This window comes from Thermostichus sp. MS-CIW-40, assembly GCF_054058315.1.
The window spans coordinates 1-14722 of the sequence record NZ_JBSSAC010000007.1 but is presented as its reverse complement, the minus strand read 5'-3'; the positions used below and the strand labels follow the sequence as shown (position 1 = coordinate 14722).

The following is a 14722-nucleotide window of genomic DNA, read 5'->3' as shown; positions in this document are numbered from 1 at the left end:
ATGAGCCAGTACGTGCTGCGCATCAGCGATATTCCTGCCCAAGATCGTCCCCGCGAGCGGCTGCTCAGCCAAGGGGCAAGGCACCTCTCCCACGCCGAGCTGCTGGCCATCTTGCTCAACACTGGCCAGGGGCCAGGCAAGCTCTCGGCAGTCGGCCTCGCCCAGTTGCTCCTGAAAAAATTGGAAGCCCAAGGGGATCCCTTGGCCCAGTTGCGCCAGGTGGAAGCCGGAGAGCTGATCCAGATCGAAGGCATTGGCCCGGCCAAGGCAGCCACAGTGTTGGCCGCCATCGAGCTGGGACGACGGGTGTTTTTGAGTCGTCCGCCAGACCGGACAGCCATTGAGTCGCCAGAACAAGCGGCTATGGCTCTGAGTGGTGACTTGATGTGGGAATCTCAAGAGCACTTTGCCGTCTTGCACTTGGATGTCAAGCACCGTCTGCTCAGCCAGCAGATTGTAACCCGGGGCACCGCCACCGAAACCCTGTCTCATCCGCGGGAGACTTTCCGCAGCGCCATCAAACAGGGGGCCAGTCGCATCCTGGTGGCCCACAACCACCCTTCCGGCAGCTTGGATCCCAGCCCAGAAGATCTTGCCCTTACCCGGCAACTCTTGCAGGCGGGGCAGCTGCTGCAGATCCCGGTCTTGGATCACCTTATCCTCGGCGGCGGACAGTTCCTCAGCTTGCGCCAACGCACCAACCTTTGGCAGGAGTTTCCCCAGCCGGAGTAGTCTTCACCCCCAGCCTTTCTCCCAGAGAGAGAGTAGAATCAAGGCAACGGACAGGTTCGCCGTCTTTGGGTTGGCCGCGCCCAAGGGATCCCTGTATGGCTCTCAAGCATCCGGGAGTGGCTCAAAACGCATCCCCACCTTGAGCTGGCCGCCATTGACCAGGTCCCAAGCGGACTGTTCTTTTTTGCCAGGCAGCTGCGCCCGCCGGATCAACAGGGATCCCTCTCCGGTGGCTACATAGACTCCTTCTCCCCTGGCCAATCCCACCACCTCGCCAGGGCTGCCTTGGGGGAGATCGCCAGGGGGTGGGTGCAACTGAGGAGAGGCAGAGCGGACAATTTTGATCCGCTGCCCCCTCAAACTGGTGAAACAGTCGGGAGAAAAGGCGCGGATTTGGTTGTGCAAGGCCTGGGCAGGGCGCTGCCAGTCGAGGTGAAAGTCTTGTTTTTTGAGCAAAGGGGCGTAGGTTGCCCGGGATCCATCCTGAGGAATAGGGGTGAGTTCCCCTTTCTCCAATTTCAAGAGCGTTTCCACCAAGAGTTCTGCCCCCAGTTGAGCCAGTTGGGGTGCCAATTCTAGGCTGGTTTGCTCTGGCCCAATGGGTAGCTTGGCCTGGAGCAGGATGGCCCCCGTATCCATTCCCTCATCCATGAGCATGGTGGTCACGCCGGTCTCGGTTTCGCCGTTGGCAATAGCCCACTGGATGGGGGCAGCGCCACGATAGGCGGGCAGGAGGGATCCATGCACATTCACACAGCCCAGCTTGGGCATCTGCAACACCGTCAGGGGCAAGATCTGGCCATAGGCCACCACCACAAACACATCGGCAGCCAGCGCCTCCAGAGCCGCCAGCACTTGGGGATCCCGCCGTAGGCGGACAGGCTGCCACACCGGGATCCCGTGGGCCTGGGCGAGAACCTTGGTAGGGGGGGGAAGCACCTTTTGCCCTCGCCCCTGGGGCCGATCCGGCTGACAGACCAATCCCACCACTTCAAAGGGAGACTGCGGCTGCAACAGGATCTGCAGCGAAGGCAGGGCAAACTCTGGCGTGCCGAAAAAAACAACCCGCATGGCCAACCCCAACGAGCACTGTCCTTCAGAATACGCTCAGCCAGCGGCTGCAAACGCTCGGCTACTTACTATCTCCTCCGTCAACTGACACCCGGAGATTCAGTCTGGGAGGCAGGAGAAGGGGGTGGCGGCTTATCCAGCGGAGAGATTTCTCTCTCTGAGATGGGGGATCGCCCGGTCAAGGGCACCTGCGGGGACTGCCAAAAGGCAGGCTGTTTGAGATCGAACTCTTGGCTCCAGGCCGGGAAAAAAGAGCCCAGTTTCTGCCCAGAAAGCCGCAGCCGTTGCAAAAAAGTCCATTCCAGACGGGTTAAGGCTCGCCGCAGAAAATCCTTAGCCCAATCCGGATCCGGGGCTTCTGCCGCCTGCAAGTTCACCTGCAGGAGGCCCAGTTTGGGATGGAAATGAACCCGTGCTTGGATCCCTTCCGGACGCAACAGGTAATTGAACACCTGCTGGATGGCCACCTCATCCCCCCGCTGAGCGCGATACAGAGGGCTGTTGGGGTTGGGCTGGGGCTGATAGCGCCACTCGCGGTGCCATTCCGGGATCCCTTCATTGGCCAGAAAGCCAAACAGCTCCACCTGACGCTGCCTGTGGGTCAGCGCCATTTGCTCCAAGGCCGGCGAGAGGCTCCCCAGCAAAGCATCCGGCTCAGGCAAGGGATCCCCCTCTAGGCGCAGCAACAGGCGGTGGCCGGAAAGCCGCGCTTGTACCTGAAGATGGCCCAACCCCAGGGATCCCAGGGCTTTTTGCAGATCGGCCAAAATGGCGGGCAGAGGAGCCTGAACATCCAAAGAATCGCTCACCGACAAAAGATCTCCAACAAGCCCTAACCCAACCTAGCCAATTTCCAAGGTTGCTTGGATCCCTGGGATCGTCGGCCAAGATGGGCAGATCCATTCTGCTTTGGATAATTGCTAGATCCCCAGGATCAGGCGAGCTGCAGCGAACTGAGTTAACCTCAGCAACGGCTACAGCCCATAGAAATCCGGCCCGGATCCCTCGTAGCTGGGGTTGACCCGCAAGTTTAAGTGGGGACAGATGATCTCGCAGGTGCGGCACTGGATGCAGTTTTCCAAAGACATGGCATGGGAGCGGATCCCATGTTGGTCGCGGATGTGGTGTACCTCTGCTGTGCAGTCGGCCACGCAGGGGGTGGGGCGATTCAGCTTGTCGTAGGTGGCGATGCACCGGCGGCAGGTTTCGGCGTCGAACTCCAAGATATGACGGTTGCCTTCGGGGTAGCGGGGATCCGCGAAAAAAACCGCATCGGGCCGCGAGAAATAGCCCGGTCGAGAGGCCAATTCCTGGGAAGCCAAGGTTGTGGGGGCCACAAAATCCGCTTGAATGGCAGCGTGGGGGGCCACATAGCCTCGCGGGGGTGGCTCGCTGGGGCTGACCCGCCCGGTGAGCAGGGTGTAGGCGCGCAGAGTTTCTCGTCCGCGGCGAACGGGATCCTGTAAACCCCAGCGCAGGGATCCCAGCCAGGGGTGGCCGGCATCGACGCTGCGGCACACCTGAGGTAAGTATTCTTCCAGCAGGCGGGAGTTTTCCAAAAAAGCCTCGCGGAAGTAGCGGCTGCGGTAGAGGTTTTGCCCCACTGCACTTTCCATCACCGCCTTTTGGTAGTCGGTTTGGATGCGCAGATCCCCTTTCAAGAAGCCATCGTGAATGAGGCCCGCCGCCAGATAGCCGGTTTCCATGGCATTATCCACCCCGGCCAAGCTGCCCACATCCAACACCCCCAGCGCATCCCCCAACAGCAGGGCTCCCTCAACGCCAAACCGGGTGGGCAGGCTGTGGTAGCCCCCTTCGGGAATCACGGCAGCCCCGTACTTGAGCAACTTGCCGCCGGCAATCAGGGACTGGATCCAGGGGTGAGCTTTGAACTCCTGCAGACGCTGCTGGGGATTAAGGTTGGGGTTCTTGCTGTCTAGGCCGATGATCAGACCTAAGGCCAGGCGATTGTCTTTGAGGCCATAGACAAAGCCCCCGCTGAAGCTGCCATCCAAAACCGGGTAGCCCAAGGTATGCCACACCTGCCCCTGCAGGGACTGGGGGATCTGCCACACCTCTTTGACCCCCACCGACCACAATTGCGGGTTGGGGCGCAGTTGAAACTTCTCGATGAGATCTTTGGAAATGAAGCCTTTGTCGCCAAAGCAGGTGAGTTCGGCAAAGATACAGTCTTCGTACACTTGGCCAGAATCGCTTGCCCGTACCCCGATCACCCGCTCCCCCTCGTAGAGGATTTCATGGGCGGCAAAGCCGGGGAACACATCGAGGGTAACATTTGGGATCCCTTTGGCTTTTTCCTGCAGGGTTTCGGCCAGCCAACGGATGACGTGGCTGAGGGTGAGAATGAACTGCCCCTGCTTGCGAAATCCCGGCGGGATCACCGCTTCCGGCAGATCCCAGCGCTGTTGGGATCCCAGCACGCTCAAGTGATTGGCTTCCACCCGGCCTTCGTGGGGAAATCCTTGGCTTTCAAAATCGGGGAAGAGCTTGGCGATCACTTGGAGGTTGCAGATGGCGCCACTGACGATGTGACCGCCGAATTGGCGGGCTTTTTCCAAAATGGCAATAGAGATTTTCAGCCCAGAGAGCTTGGCCAGATCCAAAAGGCGGTGGGCCAAGATCAAGTTGGAGGAGCTTCCCCCCACCAAAAGAAGGTCGTAGCGGATGGCTTCACTCATAGTCCCCCACACGGTAGCTCTGGATACCCTGCCTGTATCCTAAAAAGGGGAAGGGGAAAGGGGGCAAAACTTTAGACCTTCTCAAGCCTCTGGTTGAGCCGCCAGCAAAATGATTGTCATTGGCTTAATGTCGGGCACCTCTGTAGACGGGATCGATGTAGCCATCGTCCGCATCGAGGGCGACGATTCCCTACAGTGGGAGTTAATGCATTTCCAGACGATCCCCTATTCCCCAACGCTGCGAGCGGAGATTTTGCGGGCTGCGGATCCCAAAACCGGCACGGTAGATCGCATCTGCGCCTTGAACTTTCGTTTGGGCCGAGCTTTTGCCGAAGCGGCCTTGCAAGGGATCCAGGCGGCCCATCTCACCCCCCAACAGATCGATCTCGTCGGCAGCCATGGCCAAACCCTTTGGCATAACCCCAGTGGGCCAGAAGCTTCGACTTTGCAAATCGGTGAAGCTGCAGTTATTGCCGAGCTGACCGGGATCCCGGTGGTGAGCAATTTTCGGGCGCGGGACATGGCGGCAGGAGGCCAAGGCGCACCTTTGGTAGCTTTTGTGGATTGGCTGCTGTTGAGGCATCCCCACCTTCATCGTGTGGCCCAGAACATCGGCGGCATTGCCAACCTCACCTATCTCCCCAGCCTCTGCAGTGGGGGATCCCCCTTGGCCTTCGACACTGGCCCCGGCAACATTTTGATCGATCTGGCGGTGATGCGGGCCAGTCAGGGACATCAAGCCTTTGATCGCGATGGAAAATGGGCTGCCCAAGGCCAAGTCCACTGGGAAAAAGTTGCAGAATGGATGCGGGATCCCTATTTTCAAAAGGCACCGCCCAAAACCACTGGTCGGGAGTATTTTGGATCCCTTTATTTGGAGCAAATTTGGACCCAATTTATATCTGCTCACGACTGTATTGCCACCCTCACGGGGTTCACAGCCTGCTCCATTGCCCAAGCCTATAGGGACTTTTTACCTAGGATCCCAGATCAAGTTATCCTCAGCGGTGGCGGCACCCAAAACCCTGTTCTCATGCAACTGCTGCAGGAGCAACTGCCGACCACAACCCTGTTGACTTCCGACCAAGTGGGGATCCCTTCTAAGGCCAAAGAGGCTCTTGCCTTCGCGGTATTGGCCTATAAAACCTGGCAAGGTAAGACCAACAATTTACCGGAAGCAACTGGGGCAAGACATGCTGCCATCTTGGGCCAAATCACACCCTCTTGTCGTAACCAGTCCTAACTCATCTGTATCGTTATCTCCAACAAGCTTGAGCCATTCCTCATACTCCCGAGGAAAGAGAAATGTCCGGAATTGCGGCGGAGCCTCTGCCGAATCCAGATCTCGCTAGGATGTCACGCAAGGCTGAGAAAAGCGATAAAGTTACCTTGCCAAGATCTATAAATCAAAAGCCCTAGTTCTTATGAAGGATCGTCCTCTGCCTCCACTTCTGCTGGCAATCATGATTTTTAATTTCTTCATTCTCTTTGGCTGTAGTGTTGTCCGGCATCACCTGTTTCAGTCTGGAGGATATGATCTTGGCATCTTCGACCAATCCATCTATCTAATCAGTCGGGGAGAGGTTCCGTTTTCGACCATTCGAGGGATCCACATCTTGGGAGACCACGCAGCCTTTATTCTCTATCCCATCAGCTTTTTGTACCGCATTGTCCCCTCGGTCTATTGGCTGTTTGGGCTCCAATCCCTGGCGTTAACCTTGGGAGCATTGGCTATTTATCACCTTGCACTTCAGGCCAAGGTCGATCCCAGCCAAGTGATGGTGATTGCCACAGCCTATCTTCTCTATCCGGCCATTTTTAACGCCAACCTTTTTGATTTTCATCCAGAGGTTTTGGCCGTTCCCCTTCTCTTGGCGGCTGTGCTCTGCATTCGCTCTGGAAAATTGTGGGGGTTCCTTCTCTGTTTGAGCAGCATCCTCGGCTGTAAAGCAGTGTTGTCTCTCAATGTTGTCGCCCTGGGAGCCTGGCTGTTGCTCTGGGAAAGAGGACGAATTCAAGAACGCTGGCAATGGCGCTGCCAAGTGGGCGGCTGGACGGCAATTGCAGCAGGATCAGCTTGGTTTGGGATAGCCACTTTTGGGGTCATTCCTCACTTCAGCGGCAGCGAGCCGGCAGCCGTTTCTCATTACGACTATCTAGGGAATTCTGTTGCGGAAATTGTTCAAGGTTTAATCTTGAGACCGATGCTGGTTTTGAGCAAAGTCTTCTCTCTGGACACCCTGTTTTATGGATTTTTATTGGTTGCGCCTTTGGCTTGGGGCCTCTCTTGGCGACACTGGGATCCTTGGATCCCTGCCCTGCCTACCCTGGGTTTGAATATACTCTCCAGCAACCCCGCCTATCGAGATCTGGTGCATCAGTACGCTTTGCCTATCGTTCCTTTCTTGTTCTTAGCTGTCATCGAGAATGTGAAAAATCACCTCTTCCAGAGCCATTTTATAAAAGATGGAAAACTGCCCCTGATCTGGTCTTCGCTGGCCTTTTTGGCCTTGGGGAAATACACCTTTTTCGGCTCGATTTATCTCAGCTCCCTGGACACTTGGCAGGCAACCCGACAGGCTCTTGCCCAGATCACCACCCAAGGGGGCGTCCTCACCACCCACGAGATCAGTCCTCACCTCACCCAGCGACCTGTAATCTACTTTACAGACGAGGGCCGCTTCAATGGATCCCCGCCCTCTCAGTGGGATCCCTTTGATTATGTGTTGCTCAACACCCGTCATCCGGGGTGGCGCAGCACTCCAGAGTTCTCCCGCATCCTGATCGAAGCTTTACAGAAGGAAACCCAGTTTCAGCTTCTGTACCATCAAGATGGGGTGTATTTGTTCTCTAGGTTACGAAAAGAATCCTAAGAATCGCTATTCAAGGACTGCAGGCCACTTCTTCATTCGCAGTTGATTCAGCAATTGATTCACTTGACATCAGGCAAGTCCTCTTCCCATCGTAACAAACGGTTAAGAAACTGCCGCCTCAATCTAAAGAAACTGTTTAGACCTGCAAGGCTTAACCTAGCCTTGGTCTCCTCTTAACGTTGGGTCGCTAACTTTGTAGTGCCTAATTCTGATGCGCAGATAGACTAGCGCAGGGAGTGGGTGCTGTTTTATAAGACTCGCCAAGTTTCTAAACAAAACTTGTCAAGACAAGAGGAGAAGTCAACGTGAGTATCCATTCGCATGGCCCTAAGCTTCGTCCTGGGGACGAGCCTATGTGTAACCACTCTCCCAACCCCACCTTCAGCAGCATCCTGGAGAGCCGTTTGCAGCGGCGTCAAGTGTTGCAGGGGGGAATTGCTGCAGCGGTGGCCACCTTTTTTGGCTTGCCTGCGCTGAACGGTGCTTCCAAATCGGCAAAAGCCGCCAGTGGCAGTGCTTTGCTGGGCTTCAAGGCAATTCCTGTGAGCGCGGAAGACAAACTGGTGGTGCCCGAAGGCTACACTGCCCGACCGCTGCTGGCTTGGGGTACTCCCATCACCGGCACCTATCCACAGTTCAAGCTGGAAAACACCGGTGCCGAGCAGGGAATGCAGGTGGGCAGCCACCACGATGGCATGCACTTCTTCCCCATCGAAGGGAAGGATCCCTGGCAGGGCAGCTCCACCGAGGGTTTGCTGGTGTTTAACCACGAGTACGTTGAGCCTCGGTTTATGCATGCTGCGGCTGTGGGCCAGAAGCTGGATTCCGACCTGTATCCCACCAATCCTGACGGCACCCGCGATCCCGATCAGGTGCTGAAAGAGCTGAATGGCCACGGGGTGAGCATTGTCCACATCAAGCAGCAGGGAGATGGCAGTTGGGAAGTGGTGCGGGATCGCCTCAACCGCCGCATCACCGGTCTTACCCTCATGGAGATCCACGGCCCGGTGCGGGGATCCGACTTCGTGAAAACCAAGTTCAGCCCTGAAGGCACAATGACCCGGGGTACTTTGAACAACTGCGCCCACGGCGTCACTCCCTGGAATACCTACCTTACTTGTGAGGAGAACTGGGCGGGCTACTTTAGCAACACCAGCAAAGGCCCCGACCAAAAGCCCAACCTGCCCCGGGAGCACAAGCGCTACGGCGTAAGCACCGAGACTTCCCGCTACGGCTGGGAGCTGGCCAGCAACAAGGCAGACGAGTTCATCCGCTTCAATGCCACCCCCACCGCTGCGGATGCCACCCAAGACTACCGCAATGAGCCCAACACCTTTGGCTGGGTGGTGGAGATCGATCCTTTTGATCCCAGCAGCACTCCCAAGAAGCGCACCGCTCTGGGCCGCTTCGCCCACGAAGGCGTGGTGTTTCAGCCGCCGGTGGAAGGCCAGCCGATTGTGGCCTACATGGGGGACGATGCCCGCTTTGAGTACATCTACAAGTACGTCTCTGCCGAGCCCTACCGCAAGGAAACGGCGGGTGGACATCTGTTGGACAATGGCACCTTGTATGTGGCCAAGTTCAACGAAGATGGCACAGGGGAGTGGCTGCCGCTGGTGTTTGGGAAAAACGGTCTAACCCCGGAAAACGGCTTCACCAGCCAAGCAGATGTGTTGGTGAATACCCGCACGGCGGCAGATTTTGTCGGTGCTACTAAAATGGACCGGCCTGAGTGGGGAGCGGTGGATCCGCAAACCCGCATGGTCTACTTCACCCTGACCAACAACAGCCGTCGGGAACAAGACCAGGTGAACGCTGCCAACCCCCGTCCCAAAAACAAGTGGGGTCACATCATCCGTTGGAAGGAAGCCAACGACCGGCCTCAAGCCACCCGTTTCGAGTGGGATCTCTTTGTCTTGGCCGGGCCGCCGGAAGATAGCCGCAAGCTATCGGGCCAGCCCCTCAATGAAGACAACATCTTCAACTCTCCCGATGGTCTGTGGTTCGATGCCAGCCGTCGCCTCTGGATCCAGACCGACACCAGCGACAGCAATCTCAACAAAGAGGAGTTTGCGCCTTTTGGCAACAACCAAATGTTGGCTGCCGATCCGGATACAGGGGAAATTCGCCGCTTTTTAACCGGGCCGATTGGGCAGGAGATCACCGGTGTGGTCACCACTCCCGATCAGCGCACCATGTTCATCAACGTGCAGCACCCAGGCGCCAGCACCAGCGAGGACGACTTTGCTGCCGGCAAGGTCAATTCCCGCTGGCCCGACTACGACCCCAATCTCTACCCCCGCTCGGCGGTGGTGGTGATCACCAAAAATGACGGCGGGATCATCGGTACCTAGTTGTCTCTGAGGCCGTCAGCCCATAAAACCCAGCGGCAGGGATCCTTCATCTCTGCCGCTTTCTTGCACTTAACCCAGCAAGGCTGATCCCTGCAGGGTCAGGAATCTGGAGCTATCTCTCAAGTACCAATTCTCCCTCTGGGAGACGAGCCGGGGGTGAGGGAAATTAATCCCACAGGTTCAAATCCGTCACTGCCCCCAGGCTGCTGCTGGAGACCAGCTTGGCGTACTTGGCTAGGGTGCCCCGTTTGTAGCGAGGCTCAGGAGGAGACCAGCGGGCGCGGCGGCGGGCCAGCTCTTCTTCGCTCACATGCAAGTGCAACTGGCGAGCCGGGGCATCAATGGTGATGAGATCCCCTTCCTCCACCAGGGCAATCGTGCCCCCCACATAGGCTTCGGGAGCCACATGGCCCACTACCATGCCGTAGGTGCCGCCGGAGAAGCGGCCATCGGTGATCAGGCCAACGCTATCCCCCAAGCCGGCGCCGATGATGGCCGAAGTGGGCGAGAGCATCTCCCGCATGCCGGGGCCACCTTTGGGGCCTTCGTAGCGGATCACCACCACATCCCCTGCTCGGATCTGGCCGGAGAGGATGGCCTGCAGGCAGGACTCCTCTGAATCGAAGACCCGCGCCGGCCCGGTAATTTGCGGGTTCTTGACGCCGGTAATTTTGGCCACTGCCCCTTCGGGAGCCAGATTCCCCTTGAGGATGGCCAGATGCCCTTGGGGATACAGGGGGCTGTGCCAAGGGCGGATCACCTCCTGATCCGGGCTAGGCTCGTCCGGCACATCCCGCAGGACTTCGACGATGGTCTGGCCGGAGATGGTGAGGCAGTCCCCGTGCAGCAGGCCGTGGTTGAGCAGCATTTTCATCACCTGGGGGATCCCGCCGGCCCGGTGCAGGTCGGTGGCCACAAACCGCCCTGAAGGCTTGAGATCGCAGAGGACAGGCACGCGAGCACGAATGGTCTCGAAATCATCTAGCGTCAGGGGCACTTCTGCCGCATGGGCAATGGCCAGAAAGTGGAGCACGGCGTTGGTGGATCCCCCTACGGCCATGATCACCGAGATGGCATTTTCAATGCTTTTACGGGTGATGATGTCGCGGGGGCGGAGGTTGGCTTTGATGGCCTCTGCCAAGACCTTGGCCGATTGGGCGGCACTTTCGGCTTTCTCTTCGTCTTCTGCAGCCATGGTGGAGGAGTAGGGCAGACTCATCCCCATAGCCTCAAACGCGCTGGACATGGTGTTGGCCGTGTACATGCCGCCGCAGGATCCGGCACCGGGACAGGCGTGGCGCTCCACCGCCAGCAGCTCTTCCTCGGAGATGCGCCCGGCGCTGAACTCCCCCACCGCTTCAAAGGCGCTCACGATGGTGAGGTCGCGGCCATTGTAGTGACCCGGCTTGATGGTGCCGCCGTAGACGAAGATGGAGGGCACATTGAGGCGGGCCATGGCAATCATCGCCCCCGGCATATTCTTGTCGCAGCCGCCGATGGCCAAGAGGCCATCCATGCTCTGGCCGTTGACCACCGTCTCGATGGAATCGGCAATCACTTCCCGCGACACCAGCGAGTATTTCATCCCCTCCGTGCCCATGGAAATGCCATCGCTGATGGTGATGGTGCCGAACACCTGGGGCATACAGCCCGCCGTTCTCAAAGCCGCCTCCGCCCGCTCCGCCAGAGTTTGGATCCCCATGTTGCAGGGGGTGAGGGTGCTGTGGGCGTTGGCAATGCCGACAATGGGCTTGCCGAAATCTTCGTCGCGAAAGCCCACGGCTCTGAGCATGGCGCGGTTGGGGGAGCGCTGTACTCCCTGGGTAACCACTTGGCTGCGCAGCGGGAAAGGGGAATTGGCCATCATTGCAAGAGGAAACCGGGACGAAGTAGGGAGAGGAGAAAAGGGGTAGAACTCATCCTACCGCGTTTCTTCGGGGGAACATGAGCTTTCCCGGAAAGAGGGATCCGACCAAATCTGAAGCAACTCTATAAGTTGTCTGCACCTGCGCCGAGGATCGGCCAGCCTACCTAATAGAAGGGATCCCAGGTTCCAATCGCCCTGGCAAGACCGAGTCCTTGCACTCCGGGTCAAGACGCAGGGGTCGGGGATCCCTTGTATGGGTGTTTTTCTTTCGTGTTGGCGAAGCCTCGTATGGTTCTCAGCTCTCCTCCCTCCCCGCCGGTAGTGTCCAGCAGCGCCGACCGCGTTGGCGGGACAGAGTCCTCACAGGAGATGTCGCGGGATGTGCTCACCCTCTCCCGTCATGTTTTGCAGCAGTTTGGCAGCTTTACGGCAGAGGCCCAAGACTTCAGCGCCCTGATGAACCGCATTGCCCTGGCCGGCAAGATGATCGCCCGGCGGCTGAGTCAGGCAGGACTGATCGAAGGGGCGCTGGGGGTTACCGGCAGCCTCAATGTCCAAGGGGAAGAACAGCAACAGATGGACGACTACGCCAACCGGGCCTTCATTCGCGCTTTGGAGCAAACGGGCCTGGTGTGTCGGCTGGTCTCGGAAGAGATGAAAACCCCGGCTCGCCTGCCGGAAAACTGCTCCCTCAGCCGCTTGGCCCTGATGATCGATCCCCTGGATGGATCCTCCAACATTGACGCCAACCTCAGCGTCGGCTCCATCTTCTCCGTCCTTCACCCTCTTGAGGATTGCCCGGAAGCGGACAACCAAGACCTGCTGCAACCGGGCCGTCGCCAACTGGCTGCGGGATATATTCTCTACGGCCCCAGCACCCAACTGGTCTATTCCGTCGGCAAGGGGGTACACGGTTTTACGTTGGATCCCAGCTTGGGGGAATTTATCCTCTCCCGCAGCGACATCCGCATTCCTGAACGCGGCTCCGTCTACAGCCTCAACGAGGGCTATTTTTGCCAGTGGAGCGAAGGGATCCAGAACTATGTCCGGTATGTTCACCGCCGCGATGGCTACATCTCCCGTTACAGCGGCGCTCTGGTGGCGGATTTTCACCGCATTCTCCTGCAGGGCGGAGTTTACCTCTATCCCGGCACCCAGAAAAAACCGGAGGGCAAGCTGCGCCTGATGTACGAGGCCAACCCCCTGGCTTTTCTGGCCGAGCAGGCGGGCGGGGCGGCCACCACTGGCACCGAGGCCATCCTAGACATCGTCCCCCAATCTCTCCACCAACGGGTGCCCCTTATCATCGGCAGCCGCGAGAACGTGGAAGAAGTGCTGCGCTGCCTAGAGGGTTCTCTGGTGCCCTAGGTTCTTCCCAATCCTTCTCTTTGAGCCAAGCTGGCCTATGGTAACCCTGGCAGAAAACCCCCTTCGCGTTGGTCTCAACCAAGAACGCACCCCGGATCCCTGCATTGTGGTGCAGTTTGGCGCTTCTGGGGATCTGGCCGCCCGCAAGCTGCTCCCGGCCTACTACCGGCTGTTTGGGCAGCGGCGGCTGCCGCCGGAGTTTACTTTGGTGGGGGTGGCCCGCCGCGATTGGACTCACGAGGTTTATCGGGAAAAGATGCGGGCTGCCGTGCAGGAGTTTGCCCCCCAGGACTTGGGGCCGGAGGCCCTCTGGCAGGACTTCGCCAGCCGCCTGTTCTATTGCCGCCTCGATATCGGAGATGCTGAGAGCTATCTGCGCCTAAAGCAGCTGCTCAGCCAGCTGGACGAAGAGCGGGGCACCCGCGGCAACCGAGTGTTCTATCTGGCGGTGGCGCCGGACTTCTATGCCCAGGCCATCCAACAGCTGGGGGCAGCCGGTATGGTGGCCGATCCGACCAAAACGCGGGTGGTGATCGAAAAGCCCTTTGGCCACGACCTCACCTCGGCCCAGGAACTCAACCGCCTTGTGCAGCGAATTTGCCAGGAAGAGCAGATCTACCGCATTGATCACTACTTGGGCAAAGAGACGGTGCAAAACCTGCTGGTCTTCCGCTTTGCCAACGCCATTTTCGAGCCTCTCTGGAACCGCAACTACATCGACCATGTGCAGATCACCGTGGCGGAGACGGTGGGGGTGGAGGATCGGGCCGGCTACTACGACACTGCCGGCGCCCTGCGAGACATGGTGCAAAACCACCTAATGCAGATCTATTGCCTGACGGCCATGGAGCCACCTGTCTCACTGCGCAGCGATGGGGTGCGCAACGAAAAGACCAAGGTGCTGCAGGCCACCCGCCTAGCGGATCCCCGCAATGTGGCAGCCGCAGCGGTGCGGGCGCAGTACGGCCCTGGCTGGATTGCCGGCAAGCCGGTGCTGGGCTATCGGCAGGAGCCCAATGTCAATCCCCAGTCCAAAACCCCCACCTACGTCGCTCTGAAACTGGAGTGTGATACTTGGCGGTGGAAGGGGGTGCCCTTCTACTTGCGCACTGGGAAACGCCTGCCCAAGAAGGTTTCGGAGGTGGCCATTCACTTTAAGCAGGTGCCCCTTTCCCTGTTCCAATCGGCAGCTCGGGAGGTGAGCCCCAATATCCTGGTGCTGCGTATCCAACCCAATGAGGGCATCTCGTTGCGCTTTGAGGCCAAGATGCCGGGGCCAGAGATCCGCACTCGCTCGGTGGATATGGATTTCCGCTATGGGACGGCTTTTGGAGCGAGTACACCGGATGCTTACGATCGCCTGCTCCTGGATTGTCTGCTGGGGGATCCAACGCTGTTCACCCGTGCCGATGAGGTTGAAGCGGCCTGGCGGGTGGTGACGCCGGTGTTATCGGCCTGGGAGTCTGAGCCCGGCAGCGGCAATGGCGGCGGTGCTGCACCGCCTCTGTTCACCTATGAGGCCGGCACTTGGGGGCCAAAGGCTGCCGAAGATCTGCTCACCCAATCGGGGCGGCGGTGGCGGCGCCTCTGATTTGGCTGCTCTCGGCTGGTAAACCATGGCCTATCCACCTCTGTGTAAGCCGGGGCACCCTCAGCAACAGGCAGAAGAGCATGCCTCTAACCCCCAAAACCCTGAACTTTGCTGAATTTACTGAGCTTTAGGCGGTTTGGCAAAAGTCATTGAGAGGGATATAGTAG

At 58.5% G+C, this 14722-nt stretch carries 10 protein-coding genes; 6 read left to right on the top strand and 4 right to left on the bottom strand.

Annotated elements, in window-relative coordinates; genetic code table 11:
- The gene (gene radC / locus ACVWXF_RS03745; protein ID WP_414355461.1) at window positions 1-732 is read left to right on the top strand and encodes a RadC family protein; all 732 of its coding nucleotides are present in this window, start codon (window positions 1-3) and stop codon (window positions 730-732) included.
- A 102-nt stretch (window positions 733-834) separates the two neighbouring features.
- Here radC and fmt read toward each other — a convergent pair whose 3' ends face one another.
- The 3 genes from fmt to ACVWXF_RS03730 form a co-directional block, all read right to left on the bottom strand.
- On the bottom strand, window positions 835-1803 hold the full coding sequence (gene fmt, locus ACVWXF_RS03740; protein WP_457473673.1) for a methionyl-tRNA formyltransferase: 969 nt from the start codon (window positions 1801-1803) through the stop codon (window positions 835-837).
- Window positions 1804-1883: 80 nt separating this feature from the next.
- Window positions 1884-2612, bottom strand: a complete 729-nt coding sequence (locus ACVWXF_RS03735) for a hypothetical protein (protein ID WP_457473672.1) — start codon at window positions 2610-2612, stop codon at window positions 1884-1886.
- A gap of 165 nt (window positions 2613-2777) precedes the next feature.
- On the bottom strand, window positions 2778-4502 hold the full coding sequence (locus tag ACVWXF_RS03730; protein ID WP_457473671.1) for an electron transfer flavoprotein: 1725 nt from the start codon (window positions 4500-4502) through the stop codon (window positions 2778-2780).
- A gap of 109 nt (window positions 4503-4611) precedes the next feature.
- On the opposite strand from ACVWXF_RS03730, the gene ACVWXF_RS03725 reads away from it, so the two are divergent.
- The 3 genes from ACVWXF_RS03725 (at window position 4612) to ACVWXF_RS03715 (ending at window position 9729) form a co-directional block, all read left to right on the top strand.
- Complete coding sequence (locus ACVWXF_RS03725; protein WP_457473670.1) at window positions 4612-5745, top strand: anhydro-N-acetylmuramic acid kinase; 1134 nt, start codon at window positions 4612-4614, stop codon at window positions 5743-5745.
- A gap of 181 nt (window positions 5746-5926) precedes the next feature.
- On the top strand, window positions 5927-7375 hold the full coding sequence (locus ACVWXF_RS03720; protein WP_457473669.1) for a DUF2079 domain-containing protein: 1449 nt from the start codon (window positions 5927-5929) through the stop codon (window positions 7373-7375).
- 353 nt (window positions 7376-7728) lie between these two features.
- A complete protein-coding gene (locus ACVWXF_RS03715; RefSeq protein ID WP_457473668.1) occupies window positions 7729-9729 on the top strand; it encodes a PhoX family protein in 2001 nt (666 codons plus the stop codon).
- A 166-nt stretch (window positions 9730-9895) separates the two neighbouring features.
- Here ACVWXF_RS03715 and ilvD read toward each other — a convergent pair whose 3' ends face one another.
- A complete protein-coding gene (ilvD, locus tag ACVWXF_RS03710) occupies window positions 9896-11593 on the bottom strand; it encodes a dihydroxy-acid dehydratase (RefSeq protein WP_457473667.1) in 1698 nt (565 codons plus the stop codon).
- A 372-nt stretch (window positions 11594-11965) separates the two neighbouring features.
- Here ilvD and fbp point away from each other — a divergent pair, with 372 nt between their 5' ends.
- Window positions 11966-12964, top strand: a complete 999-nt coding sequence (fbp, locus tag ACVWXF_RS03705; protein WP_457473706.1) for a class 1 fructose-bisphosphatase — start codon at window positions 11966-11968, stop codon at window positions 12962-12964.
- Between the two features lie 37 nt (window positions 12965-13001).
- On the top strand, window positions 13002-14555 hold the full coding sequence (gene zwf, locus ACVWXF_RS03700) for a glucose-6-phosphate dehydrogenase (RefSeq protein ID WP_011433572.1): 1554 nt from the start codon (window positions 13002-13004) through the stop codon (window positions 14553-14555).
- The last annotated feature ends 167 nt before the right edge of the window (window positions 14556-14722 follow it).

What these genes read in the sequence shown, in the direction of transcription:
- radC (WP_414355461.1), top strand. Translation starts at nt 1, where the DNA reads ATGAGCCAGTACGTGCTGCGCATCAGCGATATTCCTGCCCAAGATCGT.
- fmt (WP_457473673.1), bottom strand. Translation starts at nt 1,803, where the DNA reads ATGCGGGTTGTTTTTTTCGGCACGCCAGAGTTTGCCCTGCCTTCGCTG.
- ACVWXF_RS03730 (WP_457473671.1), bottom strand. Translation starts at nt 4,502, where the DNA reads ATGAGTGAAGCCATCCGCTACGACCTTCTTTTGGTGGGGGGAAGCTCC.
- ACVWXF_RS03725 (WP_457473670.1), top strand. Translation starts at nt 4,612, where the DNA reads ATGATTGTCATTGGCTTAATGTCGGGCACCTCTGTAGACGGGATCGAT.
- ACVWXF_RS03720 (WP_457473669.1), top strand. Translation starts at nt 5,927, where the DNA reads ATGAAGGATCGTCCTCTGCCTCCACTTCTGCTGGCAATCATGATTTTT.
- ACVWXF_RS03715 (WP_457473668.1), top strand. Translation starts at nt 7,729, where the DNA reads ATGTGTAACCACTCTCCCAACCCCACCTTCAGCAGCATCCTGGAGAGC.
- ilvD (WP_457473667.1), bottom strand. Translation starts at nt 11,593, where the DNA reads ATGGCCAATTCCCCTTTCCCGCTGCGCAGCCAAGTGGTTACCCAGGGA.
- fbp (WP_457473706.1), top strand. Translation starts at nt 11,966, where the DNA reads ATGTCGCGGGATGTGCTCACCCTCTCCCGTCATGTTTTGCAGCAGTTT.
- zwf (WP_011433572.1), top strand. Translation starts at nt 13,002, where the DNA reads ATGGTAACCCTGGCAGAAAACCCCCTTCGCGTTGGTCTCAACCAAGAA.